Origin of the sequence: Rossellomorea yichunensis, from assembly GCF_032337515.1 — a bacterium.
In the GTDB taxonomy this organism is placed as follows: Bacteria; Bacillota; Bacilli; order Bacillales; family Bacillaceae_B; genus Rossellomorea; species Rossellomorea yichunensis.
Genome location: NZ_JAVYAD010000014.1, coordinates 14,549 through 33,859, shown reverse-complemented (window position 1 = coordinate 33,859; position 19,311 = coordinate 14,549). Strand labels below are relative to the sequence as shown.

Sequence of the window (19,311 nt, the reverse complement as noted above, 5' to 3'; positions counted from 1 at the left end):
AAACCTGATTCAAGTATCTAATTTATGTATAGAAAGGAAGAGATTTGTATGGGTTTTATTATTAATTGCCCCGGTCCCACTGGTCCAACCGGAGCGACCGGACCAGCGGGTGGGCCAACTGGACCAACCGGAGCAACTGGGCCTGCGGGAGCGACTGGTGCCACAGGAGCAACAGGTCCAACGGGGGCAGATGGAGCTGCGGGAGCGACTGGTGCCACAGGAGCAACAGGTCCAACGGGGGCAGATGGAGCAACAGGAGCAACAGGGGCCACGGGACCAGCAGGAGCAACCGGAGCAACAGGGGCCACGGGACCAGCAGGAGCAACCGGAGCAACAGGGGCTACGGGACCAGCAGGAGCAACCGGAGCAACAGGAGCAACAGGAGCAACAGGACCTGCTGGAGGAGCAGCAACTCCTAACTGGTTAAGAGCTTTTAATAATGACCGTCAGAATGGAGTGGATAATCAACCAGTTAGATATAACGGTGATGATGGTGAGGGCGATCAAATTGTCAGAATCAATGCAACCGACATTCAAATACAACCTGGGGTTTATTATGCGGCTTTTAATAATGAAGCTGCTCTTTATGATACTAGCGGCGCACATGCTATTGGATTTGCTATTTACCTTAACGGTATTTTCATTCCCTCAACCGGTGCTGGTCAGTATTTAACAGCAGGTGGATCAGATAAAGCAGGATCTGCGGTATTTAGAGTTTCTCAGCCAAATTCGATTCTTCAGGTGAGGTATAGCGCAAGTGCAGGTGCTGACGTAAAAAATGTGAATTTCAATGTTTTTAAAATCTTCGATTGACCAATATAGCTATGTCTAGTTCATTGCACTAAAGGCTTCCTTCAATGCGATGAATATTCAGCTGTATCATTTGAAAAGGAGTTGGAAAAACAATGATAACCGATTTTGGATATTTTGTTCATCCTGCGGATCTTGTGGAACAAATCTTGACATTTGAAGATCCGGTTTTGTTCGACAATGTTGTACTCGAAGGAACGGCGATTATGCATACATCGGGAACGGCAGATTTTGTGCTTGCCCCAGGGTGCTATAGCGTGGAGGTACTTATATCTGCTTTCCCGCGAGACGCATTCGGGCAAGATGAAGTGCAGATGTTCATTGGCGTGCAGGTGGATGGTGTAACGCTTACTGACGTTTCACTAAGCGGAACCGCAACGCCATTAGTTGCGGTTCCCCGGATCACAGGAGGGAATATTTTTTGTACAAATGGGGGTACGTTTCGAATAGTGAACATTACCGACCCCGAGAGCGTCAGCAGCGATATTAAAATTTTCCCCCCGACGTCGATCAAACTTATTAAACTTTCCTGATTTTAGGATTGACGTAATGGAATTCGTTTAGCAATCCAATCAAAATGATAGATGAAATACTCAATTACCAGACCTTCTGTATGGAGGTCTATTTTTGTCTGTAGAAAGAATCCCTAAGTTTCTTGGGATGAATGAAGATTAGAAAAATAGGAAATCAAACCATAACTAATCCATGAATCGATTCATATATTGATAGTGCAAAGAGAAAAAAGAATGAAGGATTGTCTCTTTCCTCCATTCTTTTCTTCTTATGGCAGGTTGGCGGCTGACCTGCTGCTGGTGGTCTTGGAGTTACGGTTGGGATTTTTAGAATGTTTTCTAGTTTGAATTGTAAGAGCATTTCTTCTTTAATAACACTTACAATGGTTTTGCGAACCGCTTCATTGATGTTGATCAGATCACTAATAGTTGGAGTAGGAACGGTAACTCCTTTTAGAGTGCCTAAGACGAATTGGATTTTTTCCGCTTCTGCATTGATCAGATGAGCTAACCCCAATTCTTCAAAAGCAATGGAAGCTAATAAGAAATTATTAACATCGTTACGATCAATGTCAATAGCGTCTGTGATATTTTAGAAACTCATAACAGTATGATCTCCTAAAATCGTGATATGTACTATTCGACGGAACAGATGATAAACGTTGTAGAAAGATAGTATGGAGGGAGTGGTGTCTCTCCTCCATACTATCTTTTCTAATTTAACCGTTTGTTATTGGTGGGATTGTTACGGATGGGATTTTTAGAATGTTTTCTAGTTTGAATTGTAAGAGCATTTCTTCTTTAATAACACTTACAATGGTGTTGCGAACCGCTTCATTGATGTTGATCAGATCACTAATGGTTGGAGTAGGAACGGTAACTCCTGGTAAAGTGCCTAAGACGAATTGAACTTTTTCAGCTTCTGCATTGATCAGATGCGCTAACCCCAACTCTTCAAAAGCAACGGAAGCTAACAAGAGATTAATGACATCATCACGATCAATGTCAATTTGAGCTGTAATATTAGGTATATTCGGGAAACTCATAAGTAACATTACCTCCTAAAATAATTGGTTTTATCAGAGACGTATTCCATTTTCACTGACTTTATAACGTATGGCGTTTTCAAAGAAATATTGCAGGTACAATTTTTTTTTTTTTTTTTTTTGCGCCCCGCATGGGTGCAATCTATAGGGTGGAAGTCCCGAACTGTGAAGGCAGAAGTAGCAGTAGCTTAACGCAAGGGTGTCTGTGGTGACGCAGAATCTGAAGGAAGCGAGCGGCAAATCTCCGGTCTGAGGAACACGAACTTCATATAAGGCTAGGTATCATTGGGTGAGTTTGCAAAACAAAACAAAGTCCTATCTGCCGAAGGTGATACAGAGTAAATGAAGCAGATAGATGGAGAGAAAGATTGCACCCTTACCTGGGGAGATCTGACTGGAAAGCCGAGCCCACTCGGTAACCTATTCTGTAAGGAATAACTGAACAGTCAGAAGTCAGCAGAGGTCATAGTACCTTTCAAAATCGAGAATGAAAGGGAAGGGCTGAACAAGTTAAGAAGAATGAGACCTAGGCGTTCATAAGTAGTATAGAAGCAGATAATCTCTTGGGAGACTTACTTGGAGGAGGAAGTCGTGAATACACGGGGGACTTCAAGAGGGTGGAGCTACTTATGGCACAAATAGAACATCTTATTCACGTAGAGAGGAAATATTTTAATGTTAATGGAACGAATTCTATCACGAGAAAACCTACTAAACGCTCTTAAACGAGTGGAACGTAATGGAGGCAGTCCCGGTATAGACAAGATGTCGATCCAAAACCTGCGTTCGTACATTGTCGAACACTGGGACGGATTGAGAACCTCTCTCCAACAGGGAACCTATAAACCTCAACCCGTTCATCGTGTCAAAATCCCGAAACCAAACGGCGGAGTTAGATTATTAGGAATCCCAACCGTGATAGACCGTTTCATCCAACAAGCGATTACTCAATCCCTAACTCCAATCTATGACCCAACATTTTCTGAAAATAGCTATGGGTTCCGTCCGCAAAGACGAGGGCACGACGCTGTACGGAAAGCGAAAGGGTACATCGAAGATGGTTATAGGTGGGTAGTCGACATAGACTTAGAGAAATTCTTCGATAAAGTGAACCATGACAAGCTCATGGGGCTCTTATCCAAGCGTATTGACGACAAAATTCTACTCCTCTATTATTCTAGATGTATTAGATAAAGAGTTAGAAAGTAGAGGACACAAATTCGTGAGATATGCGGATGATTGTGTGCCACGAAGGTACACAAAAGCAACTCCAAGAGTTGCATAGTGTAGCATGCTGCACAAGAGATGAGGGTTGGCCCCTCGAAATCGTCATACAGGTGAAGATTTCAAACCACCCTAAGGTGCTTTAGTCAAAAGCTATGGTATTGAGCGTTAGGGAAAAGGCAGTTTATGAAGCTTTTCTAAGAGTTAAAGCAAGGAAAGGGCAGCTGGAATTGATGATGAGTCAATAGAAGAATTCGAAGTGAAAAAGATAATCTCTATAAAATATGGAACAGAATGTCCTCAGGAAGTTACTTTCCTCCAGCAGTTAAAGCTGTAGAGATACCGAAGAAAGCTGGTGGTACTAGGGCATTAGGGATTCCGACTGTTACAGATAGAATTGCACAAATGGTTGTAAAACTATATTTTGAACCATCGGTAGAACCTTTCTTTCACGAGGACTCTTATGGTTATAGACCTAACAAAAGTGCCATTCAAGCATTAGAGATAACCCGAAAAAGGTGTTGGAAATACAACTGGGTTCTAGAATTTGATATTAAAGGATTATTCGATAACATTGACCATGGATTACTAATGAAAGCAGTAGAAAAGCACACAAATAACAAATGGGTAAAATTATATATTAATAGATGGTTAAAGGCACCTTTTCAAACAAAAGAGGGAGCTGTAATAGAACGAACTTCTGGTACACCGCAAGGTGGAGTCATAAGTCCTGTTCTTGCCAATTTATTTCTACATTACACATTTGATAAATGGATGATGATTACTTGGAAAAGTGGGTTCGAAGAAGGCTTAGATTGTGTTACTGGAAACAGTGGAAACTTCCTAAAACAAGAATAAGGAAACTTATGGGGGTAGGAATTGATAAACACAAAGCCTATGAATGGGGAAATAGCAGAAAAGGTTACTGGCGAATAACCAGTAGCCCAATCCTTCACCGTGCCCTCAATAACGCTTTTTGGCGAAAAGAGAATCTCAAAAGTCTATCAGAACGATACGAAACTCTACGTCATACTTAATTTGAACCGCCGTATACGGAACGGTACGTACGGTGGTGTGAGAGGTCGGGGGTTAATCACCCCCTCCTACTCGATTTGGGTGTTCCCCACCTTTTTCCAATCATTCTAAAGTGGGGAAGCCTTCATCTCTATGCTTTTGGATCTGTTTTATAGCAAGTGCGGCCCTTTTTTGCCAAGATTGTTCAACGGCATAGATTTGATATGCCTTCGCTGGAAGCGGATGTGATAGTATCTGCTCGATTTCCTTAATCCACTCAGCAGCGGTGGCCCCTGTGTGGACTGGAGGACAATAAAGTGCTTCAGTGATGGGAGTAGAGAGGACAGGGACACCAGCTGCTAAATATTCATACATTTTTATCGGCGAACTACTATGAGTCATTTTCTTTATTTGAAAAGGCACGATACCTACCGAAAATTGACCTACATAGGCAGGAAGATCTTGATATTTTTTTCTGCCGAGAAAATGAATCTGAGGAAGATCATGGACATGATCAGCCATACGAATATAATCAGGTCCAATCCACACGAAAGACCAATCCGGACGTTCCTGTGCCATTTCTCGGATTATTTCCACATCGAGCCAAGTGGAGATTGAACCCATAAATCCGATGATGGGTTGAGGAATGGATGCAAGATCCTCAGGAATAGGTGAGTTTTTTGCTGAATGAAAATGTTCTACATCAGCTGCATTGGGCAGAAGAATCACGGGTTTATCGGGATGTTGTTCGCTGACGATTTTTAAAAGTCGGCGACTGACAACTGTGATGATATCTGCGTTTTGCATAGCTAATTGCAGATCTGCATTGTTCCAGATCCCAAATTCATCGATACATTCATCAATATAATCAAAAACCACCATATCTGCATGATATGCTTCTTTAAGCCGAAAATGAGGAGCATGGGTAACCCAGAGCACAGTCAGAGCATCATCCTTTGGTAAGGAGAACAATTCATCGTGAATTTCTACGCCTTCCTGATCACTGGGGTTCCCTATATGACGCCCACGCTCTAGAAAAACAGCTCGAACCCCTTCCTTGACAAACGCTTTCATTAATTGTTGCGGACGTTGAAAGACCTCTTCTCCTTCCCAATGAATGGTAGGCGGATAGATAATTTTCAAATGGTTTCACTCCTTTTTCTTTCACAAGTTTGATGTTGGTTGAAGTGAATGGTTCCATTGGAATGACTCTGGAGGGATCGTTGTTAGGCGAAAATGATATAAAATTGCTTGTACGATTCGCTCTGAAGCGTGACCATCACCAAAAGGATTGGTTGTTCTGATCATGGATTGGTGATATTCTTCCGATTGAAGAAGGCGAGTTCCTTCCTTCACAATCTTTTTTTCATTGGAACCAACCAGTTTTGCGATCCCAGTTTGGATGGCTTCTGAGCGTTCGGTTGTTTGTCGCAAAACAAGAACAGGAGTCTGGAAAGTGGCTGCTTCTTCTTGTATGCCTCCTGAATCCGTTAAGATGAGATGAGCACGAGCAGAGAAGTTATGAAACTGGATGACGTCTAAAGGCTCAATTAAGTGAATCCGTGGGTGGTTGTTGAGCACTCGTCTAGCTGCTTTTTGTACATTAGGATTTAAATGAACTGGAAATACAGCTACTGTATCTGGATTTTTATCCACGAGCTGACGAATCGCACGGAAGATTCGAATCAGAGGATCTCCCCAGTTTTCTCTGCGGTGAGCAGTGATTAAGAGCAATTTTTGATCTGATATCGATTGTAAAATCGGATGATCAAAATCAGTTTGAAACGTTGTCTGCAATGCATCAATCGCTGTATTCCCTGTGATAAAGATTGATTCCTCAGATTTTCCCTCTTCCTTTAGTAGTTGTGCTGCCTCCTTTGTGGGGGCGAAATGCAGATCAGCTAGTACTCCTACCAGACGTCGATTAATTTCTTCCGGAAAGGGAGTATATTTATTTTTCGTTCGTAGTCCTGCTTCCACATGTCCAATAGGAATTTTACGATAAGATGCAGCTAGACTCACAGCAAATGTGGTTGTGGTATCCCCATGAACAAGCACCAGATGGGGTTGAACCTGTTCGAAAATATCGTTCATATTTTCTAAGATTCGAGTAGTGAGAGTGGTTAACGATTGATTCTCCGTCATAATATCTAAGTCATAATCGGGATGAATATGAAAAGCATTTAATACTTGCTGAAGCATTTCACGATGTTGAGAAGTGATACATACATGTACTTCAATCGATTCATGTTGTTCTAATGCACGGATAAGTGGAGCCATTTTGATTGCTTCAGGTCGAGTACCGAAGACAACAAGGGTGCGCAAAGTGTTCAATAAGATCCCCTCCATATCAGTTATAGATGTATTTACGTTATTGAATCTTATGTAAAAGAAAGGGATCTAGAATAAAAAATGCATGGATCCCAAATAGAAAAGATAGCAAATGGGATTCATGCAAAGAATATTTTAAAAATGATGAAAATAATTAGTCACAATCACAATCACAATCACAATCATGACAGTGTTGCTTTGTAACGAGAGTATCTAGAATATTTTCTAGCTTGAATTGTAATAACATTTCTTTCTTAATCGCACCTTGCAGTGTTCGTTGTACACTGTGGTTGACCTTTAAAAGATCTTTCAGGGAAATATGGTCTGAGCATAAGTGTTGTGTACCCTCTAGGGTACCGAGTACAAATTGGATTTTCTCTGCTTCTGCATTGATGAGATGAGCTAGAGCAAGTTCTTCTAGTGCAATGGAGGATAACAAAAGTGGAACCGTTTGTCCAATGGTTAAGTTAATAATCGGTGTAATATTAGGGATAGATGCTTGTGAGATAAGGGCCACCTCTTTCATAGGATTCGTCTAGCATTTATTGACTAATTATTTCTTATGTTTCTTTCATGTGTTTTATGAAAACAAAATCAAATGAAGAATAGTACATATTTAGAATAGGATGTACATATTTAGAGTGGCGTGTACATATAGTGGAGTGAGTGAGCTGAAAGGAGAAATCGTCATATGAGTATGCCTACTATTCCTCCTGGGGAACATAGACCTGATTTTAAGGAAGTAGTTATTGATCTTCTAGAATCTATTGCATTAGAAGAGATAGCTCTTTCTCACCTGATTAATGCAGAAGCAGAGAAGATACAAGCTTTCGTGGGCTGTAATCTTGATTTTCCCACTTGTCCTACCAATAGTGAGATTTTTAGATTTAATGCTGAAGAACACAAGTTAATGGATGTTGTTGTAATGAAAGAGTGGTTGTTATTAAGAAAGCTAGATAATGTGATGCAGTTATATCCTTTTGTGGAGGTTATCGATAAAGAGTGAAATACAATGAGGATTATATGAAACGTATACAGCAGCTAAATCAAAAAGCAATTGTAGAGCTAGAGCAAGCGATTTGCAATTTTATGAAATCACTTTTTATGTTTACTCAAGCAAGGAGTCTTCGAAGTGATGGGTTTCCTAGAGAGATGAATCCTTATACCTTTCTGATACATTTACAGGATTTTTTATTACGTAAATCAAGCATATGTCTGGATTACTGGGGTTACGAGTGGATGAGTGATTCTGATGATCGTTCATTAGATACCTATCAGGAGATGAAGACATTGGTTGATCAAATGATGGAACTTCCCAAGGATCTTTTATCTCGTGATAGTTTAGATCAATTTCTTCACTATTTTGAGAAAAAAAAGAAGATGATGGAAGAAAACGGTTTGATTGATATGGAGGAATTGGACGAAGATCTACTTGATGAGAAGGATTCTCCAATGCTTTCACAAGATGTTATTCCAAGTAAACTAAATCAACACTTGAACGCGTCGACAGTTGATCGTTCGAAACGATGGTTGTCGCCTGATATTAAATTTAATCCAGATCAAAAATCATCAGATGTTCCATTTGAGTCACCTGAGAAAACACAGAAAGGGATTCATTTAAAGATAGGAAGCAGTAAGCGCTTTATTTCATTATCATCTCAAGAAGAGGATTAAATGGAAGAGGGGGATTTATATCATTGCAACGCTTATCATTATGTATGATCGTAAAAGATGAAGAGGAAAGAATCGGAAGCTGCTTAGAGAGTGTTCGGGATGAAGTAGATGAAATGATAATTGTTGATACAGGGTCGACCGATCGGACAAAGGAGATTTGTCGCTCTTATGGTGCTCATGTCTATGAATATGGGTGGAAGGGCGATTTTAGCGATGCACGTAACTATGGCTTAGAACGTGCTACTGGGGATTGGATTCTCTGGTTAGATGCAGATGAAGAAGTGGATCAACAAGATCGATATCGGTTACGTTATGCTCTGAAGCAAGAGGATGTTGATCTGTATACCATTTCTTTGATTAATTATTATGGTGATTTTCCACCTGATCCGGATAAAGCGTTTCTTATTGCCCAACATCGTCTTTTTCGCAATCAGAAAGGATTTCGATTTAAAAATAAGATTCATGAAGTACTCAATATAGACGAGGTATTGGTTTCACCAGAAGAGACGAAACGGCTTCAGAGGCTTCCTGTGAAGGTATATCACTATGGGTATATGGAAGAGGTCACGGAGAATAAGAAGAAATTTGAACGGAATCTTAGTATGTTGCAGAAAGAATTAGATGAGAGTAAGAATCCGGATCCTTGGGTTTATTATCATATGGCGAGTGAGTATTATCGGGTAAAAGAGTATGAAAAATCATTTGAATTTGTAAACAATGCGATCCTAAATTTCATCTTTAGTGGAAAAAAACCTCCTTCTTTGTTGTATAAGCTGAAATATTCCATCTTGCTGAATGTAGGAAGTATTGATGGTGGTTTGCCGGCTATTGATAAAGCAATCGAACTTTATCCGGATTATGTTGATCTCCATTTTTATCGTGGGGTCTTCTTATTTATAAAAGAGGAGTATACCGAAGCATTAGAAACATTTGAGCGCTGTTTGGATGTAGGAGAAGACCAGCCACACCATTTAATTTTAAAAGGGTTAGGAAGTTTTCAAGCGATCTATTATAAAGGACTTTGTATGGAGAAAATGGGGAAGCTTCAGCAAGCTGTTCATTATTATGTTCAATCTCTACAATTATCTCCAACTAATGATTCAGCGATTGAATCATTACAAGATCTGCTTACAAAACATCCTGATTTAATCAGCGAAGTGAAAGATCTAGAATGCTTGAAGCTCATTATGCCAAATTCATCCGATAGATAGGGCTTATATAAGAAGTACTTCACTCTCTACGTTCTATGATCATAAGTATATAAAGTGGAGGTGAAGTGATGATTACTATCAGTTTGTGTTTGATTGTAAAAGATGAAGAAGAAGTGATTGGTCGATGCTTAGAATCAGTTCAAGGAATCGTAGATGAGATCAATATTGTTGATACAGGATCCACAGATCGAACAAAAGAGATCGTGGGACAATATACAGATCGAGTTTTTGATTTTGCATGGATTGATGATTTTGCAGCGGCCAGAAACTTTGCCTTTCAGCAAGCGACGAGGGAGTATATCTTATGGTTAGATGCCGATGATGTATTAAAACCAGAAGATCAAGAGAAATTTCGAAAGCTAAAGAAGGAAATTGATTCCAGTATCGATGCTGTCTCTATGAGTTATCACTTAGGGTTTGATGAATCGGGAAGTGTGAGTTCTAGTTCTAGGAGATATCGCTTGGTAAAAAGGGATCGGAATTTTCAATGGATTGGAGCTGTTCATGAATATTTAGCTGTATATGGGAAGCTGATCGATAGTGATGTAGCAATTACTCATCAACCGATCAGTCATGATGCCAATCGGAATATCACCATATACGAAGGGATGATTGCAGCAGGAAAAGAATTTACAGCTAGAGATTACTATTATTATGCCAATGAGCTGGTTGATCATGGTCAGTATGAAAAAGCGATCCAGACTTATATCCGCTTTTTAGATACCAAAAAAGGATGGGTGGAAGATAACATCCGTGCTTGTTATCAATTGGCTGATTGTTATAGTCATTTAAAGATAAAAGAAAAAGAGTTAGAATGGGTCCTCCAATCTTTACGATACGATGCTCCTCGTTCAGAAACTTGTTGTCGATTAGGATATTATTTCTTTGAGCAAAATCAGTTTCAAGCAGCCATCTATTGGTATGAGCAAGCGATTCAATGTAAAGATCATGGGTCTATGGCAATTCAAAATAACAACTGTTCTACATGGCTTCCTCATCTTCAGTTATGCGTCTGTTATGATCGCATAGGGCAACATGAAAGAGCAAGTGAACATAATGAACTAGCAGGTCAATATCGTCCTAATGATCCAAGTATTATTGCTAATCGAAAATATTTGGATAATATACTAAATAAATAAAGTTGTACTCTTCCATCCGCTGGTCAGTGGGTGTTTTTTTATACCCATTTTACAAGTATGACTCCACTTTTTACCGTTCCATTGTATTTTTTTTAGCATAAAATACAATAGTTTCCTTGAAAGGAGGTGGCTTATATGTGCTGTAGATTTTGTATCGAAAGTCATAGAGACAACTGTAGATTTTGTAGAAATAGACATAAAGACAACTGTCGTTACCAAGATAAGCATATAGACCACTGTTGTTGCCAAGATAGACATAAAGACCACTGTCGTTGTCACGAAAAGCATAAAGACCACTGTTGTTGCCAAGATAGACATAAAGACCATTGTCGTTGCCATGAAAAGCATAAAGACCATTGTCGTTGCCATGAAAAGCATAAAGACCATTGTCGTTGCCATGAAAAGCATAAAGACCACTGTCGTTGCCATGAAAAGCATAAAGACCACTGTCGTTGTCACGAAAAGCATAAATATCACTTTGATCACTAATGTTGCATAAATAATAACTGAAAATTAAATCTATTCTCTTTCATGGTTCAGAGCCAAAAGAGGAAACACTCTAATAAAAGTGGCTCCATATATTTGGTTTTTATTTACAATTATACTTTAACGACAACGCCAGTTTTTTTGTTAGGTACAACTTTTCCTTCTATTTTTCGAATCCAGATATGTGCCGGTTTCCAAAGTGCAGCTTTTAATAAACGGGTAATTTGAAGGGTTTTACGCTTACTTTTCGCTTTAAGTTGCGCGAGAACATGCAAACAATACACAATAAGTGCAATGAACACTTTATTATGTATCGCCCATTCACTCTGACCATCGAACTTTTTAATGTTCAAGTGTTGTTTGATCCATTTGAAAAATAGTTCGATGGCCCAACGTGATCTGTACAACTCTGAGATTTCTTCAGCACTCAAGTCGAAACGGTTGGTGATGAGTTGTAGTTCTGTTCCTTTCGAATCGGCGACTTTTAGTAAACGGAAGTAATTTTCAGCACGATTTTGCGTTGTGCCAATCAACACCATTTGATCCGATCGTACATCGGAATCATCAGGTAGTTTGAACTCTTCTACTTCGCGAATAACCGTGTTTCTACGCAGTCTTGAAAGGAAAAAGTAACCCTCATCTGTCATGCGATCAAAACGTTCGTAATCTAAATAGCCACGGTCAAAAACGTACATGCATTCTTTATCGTCTACCATAACTTCGAGCTGACCACGATCATGTTCTTTCGCATTGGTAAGTACAGCTTTTTCAGGATACGATACTCCTTTTTCCATGAACACAAGGCGTAAATGTAGTTTCACACCAGCTTTGGTTTTACGGAATTCGGCCCATCTGTGATTCGTTAAATTGAGTGGAAAAGTACTTGAATCAATGATCTTTAAGGGTATTGTCATCTTTGGATAGGTCGTTTTCTTCAAAATTTGAACGACTAAATCTAGAAATAGCGATTAAGTCCATATAATTGTGTAAAAAGAAAGAGCCATTTTATTCCTTCTTGTCAACACTGTTTTCAACGACGATGAACAATGAGAAGAGGAATAAAGATGACTCAATTACAGTTTAACCTAGATTTGGATTCTTTAAAAGAAGCAGTAATGAACTCTAATATTGAAACAGTGGTCCGATCCCCATAGTTCTTGTATTGAATGTATACATGGAAAGGGAGAGAGACGACTACTTACAAGCAGCCTCATACGAACGATCTATTGATCGTTTAGATTATCGGAATGGCTACTACGAACGTGAGTTTACTATGAGTATAGGGAAACTGAAACTAAAGGTTCCAAGAACTTGAAATGGTGATTTTTCACCTTCAGTATTTGAAAAATACGCACGTTGTGATCAAGCCTTTGTCATTTCTATGGTCGAGATGGTGATTAATGGTGTTTCTACTCGCAAGGTTACTCATATTGTCGAACAGCTTTGTGGAGAAACGGTGTCAAAATCATTTGTTTCTTCCCTAACCCAAAAACTAGATCCGATTATCCATGACTGGGCAAAGAGGCCTTTAAATGGTTCCTACTATCCTTTTGTTTTGTCGATGCCATGTATATAAAGGTCCGTGAACACCGCCGAGTGGTTTCGAAAGCTGTATACATTGCGACAGCCCTTACAGAAAAAAATAATCGTGAGATTCTAGGATTGATGGTCGATCATGCGGAAAGCTTTGATAGCTGGTGTAGGTTTTTTCAACAGCTCAAGTCCCGGGGGCTTCAATCCCCGAAGCTTGTGATTTCAGACGCTCATAAAGGTCTACAAAAAGCCATTTTACGCGAGTTTATCGGCACGAGTTGGCAAAGGTAATGTTCACTTTAAACGGAATATCATCGAAAAACTTCCTAAAAAGGATTCCGTCGAAATTAGAACAATGATTAAGAGGGTCTTGAAGATGTGAAAATAGAGGACATGAGGAGATTTAAAGAAGAACTAATGAGCCAGTTTGGTGACAACTCTAAATATGAAAAAGCCCTGGAAATCCTAGATGAAGGCTTCGAAGATACCATTCAATATATGGAGCACCCAGAAGGCATTCGTCCTCATATTCGTAGTACGAACAGTTTGGAAAGGTTAAACCAAGAAGTTCGGAGAAGAGAAAGAGTCATACGAATCTTCCCTAATACGCAGTCAGCCTTTCGTTTGGTAGGAGCAGTATTACTCCATTATCAACAAACGTTAAACCGTTTATTCAAAAAGAAAATCAATGTAGATAGCCCAAAGTTTTTTTAAAGGAAACTTCCATTTTGGATGATTCCATAGCCAGAGCAGGCTGTCAAAGTGAAGAGCCTTTGACAGCCTGCCCTGGCTATGAAGTAATAAAACCATGGAAGTTTCGTTAAAAAAATGGTGTATTCGATAAGCCTTAGCCGATTAATAGTTGAAAACATGAGTAAGGAATTTTACACAATATTAAGGACTTGACTGAAATACTGTTGAAAAATGTCTGGATTCATCTGATTGAGTCGTCGTGACAGCTGTGAAACACTGATTGAATCTAGGTTCGTGCCGTTTTGAAGTTGGTCATTGAAAAGACAATCGCTCAGCGCGTGTAGACTTTCTGTTTCGTGCAGCTGTGCAAAAAGCAGTAACTTTAAAAATGAATCAGTTGTAAGTTTTTTCGTATAATGATCTAATTTCATCGATTTCACGTTTTCTTCAAATAATTGAAGATTTATCGGTGAAAACCATTACCCAAAGGAAGTTTTTCGTGTAATATCTTGTCTATGAGATTGGTTCTTTTTAGTGGATTTGGACGGGTTACCACCTGACTTTATCCATTATAAAGGACTTTTTCTTTGCACAAAATTAAATTAGTGAAGATTTTGAGTATTTTAAATCTAATAAATTGGTTATTGGTCTAAGACAGCCATTGTTTATTTGCATAAGTTATAATATAACAAATTAAGAAAGGGAGATTATATGGGACGTAATCGTAGAAGGAACAGTACCTGGAACGATACTGATTATGATGAAAGCTCTGGAAGATGTTGTAATGATTGTTGTAACGATAATGGCAACGGGGATTGTGAAGAGACAATCGTTAGCCCCACTGAAACGATTGTAAACACAAGAAATAATTATCGTACAGTTAGACGTATTCACCCAACTCATATTAGAAATGTCAATAGAAATATTACGAGAGTTGAGAATTACTATCCTGTCACAGAATCTGAAGAGTATGAAAACTATGTTGAGGAATACGACTGTGGTAGTGATATAAGAAATTCATGTTGTTGCAATCATAGAAGAAATAGATGTGATTGTTGCTAAAGTCAAAGTGCTGCTTTTTATTATTTTACAATATTAACAATTAAGGAATACAAATCAGTATCTGTGGTCCCGGTATTGAACTGGGGCCATTTTATTCCAAAGCAAGAGAAAGGGATACAAAAGCGAATTGCTGACGGACTGAAGGGTCTCCTTGAAATTCCTCCTGAAGGAGATATTAAAATTATGAAGGAATACACTGATTTATATCGATTGAGGATCGGAACATTTCGGATTTTATTTGAAATAGATCATGATGAGAAAATAATATACATACAAGCAATTGGAAAACGTGGAGATATCTATAAATAAAGACTACATACATTTTTAAAAGGAAGACCTGTTCGAAAAGTCTTCCTTTTAAAAATGTATGGATAATGTCCGCTAATGCTTATTGCGTGATTTGGTTCCATTGCTAAACAGACCCCAGTACTAGTTTAAATGAAAAAGATTGGTTTAGTTAGAAAGGTTGATGAACTCGGTAGAATTGTCATTCCAATGGAATTGCGTAGAGTTTTTAACATAGAAGCTGGAGATCCGATAGAAATAAATTTACGTTAATGAGAATCAGTTATTTTAAAGAAATATGAATCCGAAACACATGCATTATAACTGGAGACATCTCACATAAAAACTTTGGTCAACGGAAAAATCACTTTAAGTCGTGACAGGGCTGATTTAATCATGAAAGAATTAGAACACTATTTAAGCAAATAAGAAAGAAAGGGTGTATCTATGTGAGTAGATTCTTGTTGTGTTTTACACCCCTATTTATATTATGCTTTTAATTGACTAAATATATGTGATCTTTTGAAACAGCTCTCATAAAATATAAAGCATTGATTAATACATTATGTAAAATGTTTTAAAAGGTATGTGCTATTGCATAAAACCTTACTTTTTTATGCAGTGCCAGGCTCTTTAGAATCCGAAAACATTGATAATATAAAATCCTGAATAAACGATAAACTATAATAATCACCAACAAAAAGCGAATCCCTCTCATACCAAGGGGTTCTCTTCTTTTTTTGGGTTTTATGGTCATTTCATATAGGGGTAGTTCCAGCCAAGATGTTATGACTCGCAATAAGAAGATATTTCCTACGATAATTTGTCCCAAAAACATTTGAAATGAATATTGTTACGACGATAAAATAAAAAAGACTACTTTTTGAAAAAGTAGCGATAAACTTTTGAAATTAACTTGACATCACTTTTACTATTTTTTCCGAAAGTGTGCTTGGTCGTTCAGTTGCTGGTTCTACGCCTTATAGCAATCATCTCGGGAAACAACCCTTGTAGCAACGTTCCTTGTTTTCTAAGTACCTTGCGACCTAGCTTTCCGTTCTGGATTTAGGTGCTCCCTGTAGGCCTGTGAGCTGAATACCTGCCACTCCAAGTAAAGTTGTAATAAAATGAGATTTTAAAAAATGTACATTCTTGAACTAGCATTTGTAGTCATGAATGTTTTGTTCTCTTATCCATTGTTTCACCTTAAACATTCGCAGGTCGAAGGCCCTTTGCAATAATCCAGTCAGTCGATGTTGGAAGAAATCATTTTTTTCGAGTTTCATAAGCGCCTCTTCATAAGAGGAAAAGCCGAGCTTTTGAAAAAGAAACCAATCTAACGTCTGTTTGATGCTCTCGGGATTCTTCCAATAATTCATGGGAACGTTATTAAATTCCCACGGTTGATAATGACCGGGATACACAGCATTAATAACTCGATAAGGCGAATCACCAAACGAATTAAAAATACCAATAAGTCCATGTTCTTTAAAAAAACGGTGGTTGATTCGCAAAGGGATTTCATGATGAGTCATCTTACATTTTTCTTCAATCATATATCGAACGACTTCAATCGCCCTTTTTCTTCCGTTTTCCCCTCGCCAATACTTATAAGGAACTTGGTTGAATTCCCAAGGTTTAAACTTTCCAGGATAAGCATTTTCAATTACCTCTATAAAATTCTTCCATCCTTGAACATGAGCAGCAGGTCGTAAACGGTGATTCCAAAGGGTTTCCGCTTTGACTAGTCGAGGAATTTCCTCGATAGGAATTCCTAAGTGCTCTTCAATAAGGTAACATGTTAAGAAGGCTAAGTATTTCTTTCCCTGTTCTCCCACAAAGAAGTGATTAGGAAATCGTGCTCTTCTTCCATCTATTATCTCCTGATAAATTTGGATTACTTTTTCTTTTTCGGTCATAAGATATTCCTCCTCTTCGGGCAATTATTTCTATTAGAGCTAGAATTAGCAACTGTGACAAGCGCAACTTATTCAAATGATGAAAATAGGAACCGACCCATGGTTTAAGAATCGGTTCTTTTCATTTGTAGGATTCATGATAGAGCCAGTCGCTGATTCCACTTAAGATGTAATCAATGGTTCTACTGAATATTATGGGTACCGATGATTTCAACGTTTACGTTTGGTTTGATTTCCACTTGTTGATATTCCTGCTTCCAGGTTTCAGGATTCCAGGTATCATAATATTTTGTAGAGATTTCTTTTGCAATCCCTAAAGCGTCACTTTCGGCTTGGATTAAAAGGTCGGTGAGTTCCTCCACCTTTTTGGTGAGTTCTTTGGAAGCTAATTGCTTCAGCTTGTTGATATCCGTAGAAGTATTATTTTCATAATAACTTAATATCTTTGCATCTAAATCAGATTTAATTATGCAGGTCACTTTCCCGTTTTCTTTCGTGACGTCCATTTTTGTTTTGACATTTTGAATGTCGAGGGTAAAAGGTTGGCTCAATTCCTCTGCTTCGATAGTTAATTTTGCCCGTGATTCCAACTCGTTTCTTAATAGTAGCAGCAGTGTAGTTTGGATGTCTGTGAGAGTATAACCTGTGAATTTATCCCCGTTGAATAAAGCTGTTCCCGCCATCTTGAGTTTGTTCTCTTTGTCTTTTTTTATGTAGGGAAGAAAAGCATCCGTCGTTTTGTCAGATATATCATTCCAAACGGTAAAGATTGTTTCTTTAGGAATAGTAGTATCTGTTGTTCCACCTAAAAGTAAGTTATTAATTTCAAAAGCAATCGGACTTTCTTTCTCCTTCAATGAAAGGATTTCATCGCCTTTTCCTTCGCTTATGACCATTTGCGATGATATATTTCCCTTAACAGAACGATAAATCGGCTCCAATAAGGAAGAGATGCCTTTCGTTTTGGCCAATTCATCTCCAACAATAATGATAAATGATTTTTCCACTTCCATATTACCGGATACCTTATTTTGTAGATCCATCTCAATCTGGGCAACTGTTTCCTTCTCAGAAGTATAAAATTCATCCTTAATTTCGAACTTTCCTCCCCCAGAGCCACGTATATTAATTGCTCTGACTGTCCCAAGAATTTTATCAGTCTCTTCAGCCGTGTCAAAACTGACACCATTTATAATTCGGATATCCTTTATTTGGCTTTGGTCCCAGCATCCCGTCAAAAGGAATACAGAAATGAATGGAATTAGAATTTTTCTCAATTGATTTCCTCCTTCTCAGGCTTCTTAGTAATAAAAGGAAAAAGCAGGAAAATACACGGTAGTGCGAAGATAACTGTATAACTAAAGTACTCTAAATAGCTTACATACAGTTTCAATGATTCGGGATCTTTTTTTGCAAAAGTAAAAAGGCTGAAAACCAATGCGCTGCTTATCACGACCAATTTATGTGGTTTTCCCTTAAAAAAAGTCAGGCTCTTGCTGCACAGGTACAAATAAATGACGAGTGATGCTCCCAGTGGAACAATCCATATCGATATGAAAAGGATGTCGAGGCGCTCTACCATTTGAAAATGCAGAGGCCGCAAAAAATAGAAAACGGGATACTTAATTTGTTTCAGGACTGGTTCGCTGAAAATCATGATGCAAATAAATACAAAATAAGCGGTCAATAGTGTTACAAAAACATTGGCCCAAGTTATCACTTTTAAGAAAGAGGTTCCCTTTTTTTCTGCAAGTGGATATAAAAACAAGATCACTTCAAATCCTAAGAGAGCCAACAGGGAATCTTTGCTGCCGAGGAAAATTCCCTTTATGCCACTGGAGCCAATCGGCAGAATATGATGGATCTCCAATGGCAACAGGAAGGAGAAAAAAGAGATTCCGAATAAGCAAAGAAAAAGAAGAGAGATAATGCCAAAGAACCTAGCGATGATTCTAATATCACTGATCGCTAAATAAGTACAGGTAAGGAGCATTAGCAGGCCGATTACCCAATAAGGAGTGACCATCAACAAATATTCTTTAATGACTGAAGTAAACTGCAGCAATATTAGAGCTGCAGAAACGATAAAGTACAGATAAATAACGATGTTTACAAGGCTTCCCAAATGTTTACCAAGTAAAAATAAGGTGATTTCAGTGTAGGTTAAATTCGGGAATTTTCTGAATAACAGCCAAAGTATCACAAAGAACAGCTGGATAGCCACTCCTGCCAAAAGGACTGAAATCCAACTGTCCCCTTTGCTCGTGCTTTGCAAGATGTTTGGCAGTACAAGAATACTAAATCCGACTTGTGATTGGATGAGAAGAAAAAATAGTTGCCAGTTAGTTAGGGATTCTGTCTTTGACATAGAT

20 protein-coding genes and 5 pseudogenes are annotated in these 19,311 nt (G+C 38.6%); 14 read left to right on the top strand and 11 right to left on the bottom strand.

What is annotated here, in order from left to right; genetic code table 11:
• Nucleotides 1-48 precede the first annotated feature (48 nt).
• A complete protein-coding gene (locus tag RSX31_RS22850; RefSeq protein WP_315636090.1) occupies nt 49-813 on the top strand; it encodes a hypothetical protein in 765 nt (254 codons plus the stop codon).
• Nucleotides 814-905: 92 nt separating this feature from the next.
• On the top strand, nt 906-1,343 hold the full coding sequence (locus tag RSX31_RS22845) for a hypothetical protein (protein WP_315636089.1): 438 nt from the start codon (nt 906-908) through the stop codon (nt 1,341-1,343).
• 154 nt (nt 1,344-1,497) lie between these two features.
• Here RSX31_RS22845 and RSX31_RS22840 read toward each other — a convergent pair whose 3' ends face one another.
• Nucleotides 1,498-1,839: a hypothetical protein gene (locus RSX31_RS22840; protein ID WP_315636088.1), complete on the bottom strand. Its 342-nt coding sequence runs from the start codon at nt 1,837-1,839 to the stop codon at nt 1,498-1,500.
• 202 nt (nt 1,840-2,041) lie between these two features.
• Nucleotides 2,042-2,368 carry a hypothetical protein gene (locus RSX31_RS22835; RefSeq protein WP_315636087.1) on the bottom strand — a complete coding sequence of 109 codons (327 nt, stop codon included), beginning with the start codon at nt 2,366-2,368 and terminating at the stop codon, nt 2,042-2,044.
• 675 nt (nt 2,369-3,043) lie between these two features.
• On the opposite strand from RSX31_RS22835, the pseudogene RSX31_RS22830 reads away from it, so the two are divergent.
• The 3 genes and pseudogenes from RSX31_RS22830 to RSX31_RS23400 all read left to right on the top strand — a co-directional run.
• Nucleotides 3,044-3,611 (top strand): annotated as a pseudogene (locus tag RSX31_RS22830) (reverse transcriptase domain-containing protein); the annotation flags it as partial.
• Between the two features lie 275 nt (nt 3,612-3,886).
• Entirely contained in the window at nt 3,887-4,450 is a 564-nt protein-coding gene (locus RSX31_RS22825) for a reverse transcriptase domain-containing protein (protein WP_449619201.1), read from the top strand.
• Nucleotides 4,378-4,629: pseudogene (locus RSX31_RS23400) on the top strand (group II intron reverse transcriptase/maturase); the annotation flags it as partial. The gene RSX31_RS22825 and the pseudogene RSX31_RS23400, both read left to right, overlap by 73 nt.
• 100 nt (nt 4,630-4,729) lie before the next feature.
• Here RSX31_RS23400 and RSX31_RS22820 read toward each other — a convergent pair.
• The 3 genes from RSX31_RS22820 to RSX31_RS22810 all read right to left on the bottom strand — a co-directional run bounded on the left by RSX31_RS22820 (nt 4,730) and on the right by RSX31_RS22810 (nt 7,445).
• Nucleotides 4,730-5,749, bottom strand: coding sequence for a glycosyltransferase (locus tag RSX31_RS22820; RefSeq protein WP_315636086.1), 1,020 nt, complete (start codon nt 5,747-5,749; stop codon nt 4,730-4,732).
• 21 nt (nt 5,750-5,770) lie between these two features.
• On the bottom strand, nt 5,771-6,940 hold the full coding sequence (gene wecB / locus RSX31_RS22815) for a non-hydrolyzing UDP-N-acetylglucosamine 2-epimerase (RefSeq protein WP_315636085.1): 1,170 nt from the start codon (nt 6,938-6,940) through the stop codon (nt 5,771-5,773).
• Nucleotides 6,941-7,091: 151 nt separating this feature from the next.
• Nucleotides 7,092-7,445 carry a hypothetical protein gene (locus RSX31_RS22810; protein ID WP_315636093.1) on the bottom strand — a complete coding sequence of 118 codons (354 nt, stop codon included), beginning with the start codon at nt 7,443-7,445 and terminating at the stop codon, nt 7,092-7,094.
• A gap of 183 nt (nt 7,446-7,628) precedes the next feature.
• Between RSX31_RS22810 and RSX31_RS22805 the strand changes: the two genes are divergently transcribed.
• From RSX31_RS22805 to RSX31_RS22790, 4 genes are all read left to right on the top strand, one after another.
• A complete protein-coding gene (locus RSX31_RS22805) occupies nt 7,629-7,943 on the top strand; it encodes a hypothetical protein (protein WP_315636084.1) in 315 nt (104 codons plus the stop codon).
• 17 nt (nt 7,944-7,960) lie between these two features.
• Nucleotides 7,961-8,611, top strand: a complete 651-nt coding sequence (locus RSX31_RS22800; RefSeq protein ID WP_315636083.1) for a hypothetical protein — start codon at nt 7,961-7,963, stop codon at nt 8,609-8,611.
• Nucleotides 8,612-8,634: 23 nt separating this feature from the next.
• The gene (locus RSX31_RS22795) at nt 8,635-9,822 is read left to right on the top strand and encodes a glycosyltransferase (protein WP_315636082.1); all 1,188 of its coding nucleotides are present in this window, start codon (nt 8,635-8,637) and stop codon (nt 9,820-9,822) included.
• 68 nt (nt 9,823-9,890) lie between these two features.
• Nucleotides 9,891-10,961 (top strand): glycosyltransferase family 2 protein, encoded by a 1,071-nt coding sequence (locus RSX31_RS22790; RefSeq protein ID WP_315636081.1) that lies wholly within the window; start codon nt 9,891-9,893, stop codon nt 10,959-10,961.
• On the opposite strand, the gene RSX31_RS22785 is transcribed toward RSX31_RS22790, so the two are convergent.
• Both RSX31_RS22785 and RSX31_RS22780 read right to left on the bottom strand, forming a co-directional pair.
• Complete coding sequence (locus tag RSX31_RS22785; RefSeq protein WP_315636080.1) at nt 10,950-11,390, bottom strand: hypothetical protein; 441 nt, start codon at nt 11,388-11,390, stop codon at nt 10,950-10,952. The genes RSX31_RS22790 and RSX31_RS22785 overlap by 12 nt on opposite strands.
• A gap of 170 nt (nt 11,391-11,560) precedes the next feature.
• Nucleotides 11,561-12,412: pseudogene (locus tag RSX31_RS22780) on the bottom strand (IS4 family transposase); the annotation flags it as partial.
• 209 nt (nt 12,413-12,621) lie between these two features.
• Between RSX31_RS22780 and RSX31_RS23380 the strand changes: the two are divergent.
• Nucleotides 12,622-13,694: pseudogene (locus RSX31_RS23380) on the top strand (IS256 family transposase).
• Between the two features lie 179 nt (nt 13,695-13,873).
• On the opposite strand, the pseudogene RSX31_RS22765 reads toward RSX31_RS23380, so the two are convergent.
• Nucleotides 13,874-14,140 (bottom strand): annotated as a pseudogene (locus RSX31_RS22765) (DUF4372 domain-containing protein); the annotation flags it as partial.
• Between the two features lie 361 nt (nt 14,141-14,501).
• Between RSX31_RS22765 and RSX31_RS22760 the strand changes: the two are divergent.
• The 4 genes from RSX31_RS22760 (at nt 14,502) to RSX31_RS23375 (ending at nt 15,449) form a co-directional block, all read left to right on the top strand.
• Nucleotides 14,502-14,735 (top strand): CotD family spore coat protein, encoded by a 234-nt coding sequence (locus RSX31_RS22760; protein WP_315636092.1) that lies wholly within the window; start codon nt 14,502-14,504, stop codon nt 14,733-14,735.
• A gap of 63 nt (nt 14,736-14,798) precedes the next feature.
• Nucleotides 14,799-15,044 carry a type II toxin-antitoxin system RelE family toxin gene (locus RSX31_RS22755; RefSeq protein WP_315636079.1) on the top strand — a complete coding sequence of 82 codons (246 nt, stop codon included), beginning with the start codon at nt 14,799-14,801 and terminating at the stop codon, nt 15,042-15,044.
• Between the two features lie 129 nt (nt 15,045-15,173).
• Nucleotides 15,174-15,293: an AbrB/MazE/SpoVT family DNA-binding domain-containing protein gene (locus RSX31_RS22750; RefSeq protein ID WP_315636078.1), complete on the top strand. Its 120-nt coding sequence runs from the start codon at nt 15,174-15,176 to the stop codon at nt 15,291-15,293.
• 51 nt (nt 15,294-15,344) lie between these two features.
• Nucleotides 15,345-15,449: a hypothetical protein gene (locus RSX31_RS23375; RefSeq protein WP_397548121.1), complete on the top strand. Its 105-nt coding sequence runs from the start codon at nt 15,345-15,347 to the stop codon at nt 15,447-15,449.
• Between the two features lie 728 nt (nt 15,450-16,177).
• Here the strand turns inward: RSX31_RS23375 and RSX31_RS22745 are convergent.
• The 3 genes from RSX31_RS22745 to RSX31_RS22735 all read right to left on the bottom strand — a co-directional run bounded on the left by RSX31_RS22745 (nt 16,178) and on the right by RSX31_RS22735 (nt 19,307).
• Entirely contained in the window at nt 16,178-16,939 is a 762-nt protein-coding gene (locus RSX31_RS22745) for a DUF4046 domain-containing protein (protein ID WP_315636077.1), read from the bottom strand.
• Between the two features lie 182 nt (nt 16,940-17,121).
• Nucleotides 17,122-18,216 (bottom strand): Ger(x)C family spore germination protein, encoded by a 1,095-nt coding sequence (locus RSX31_RS22740; RefSeq protein ID WP_315636076.1) that lies wholly within the window; start codon nt 18,214-18,216, stop codon nt 17,122-17,124.
• Nucleotides 18,213-19,307 carry a GerAB/ArcD/ProY family transporter gene (locus tag RSX31_RS22735; protein ID WP_315636075.1) on the bottom strand — a complete coding sequence of 365 codons (1,095 nt, stop codon included), beginning with the start codon at nt 19,305-19,307 and terminating at the stop codon, nt 18,213-18,215. Before RSX31_RS22735 ends, RSX31_RS22740 begins: the two co-directional genes overlap by 4 nt.
• Nucleotides 19,308-19,311: the final 4 nt, after the last annotated feature.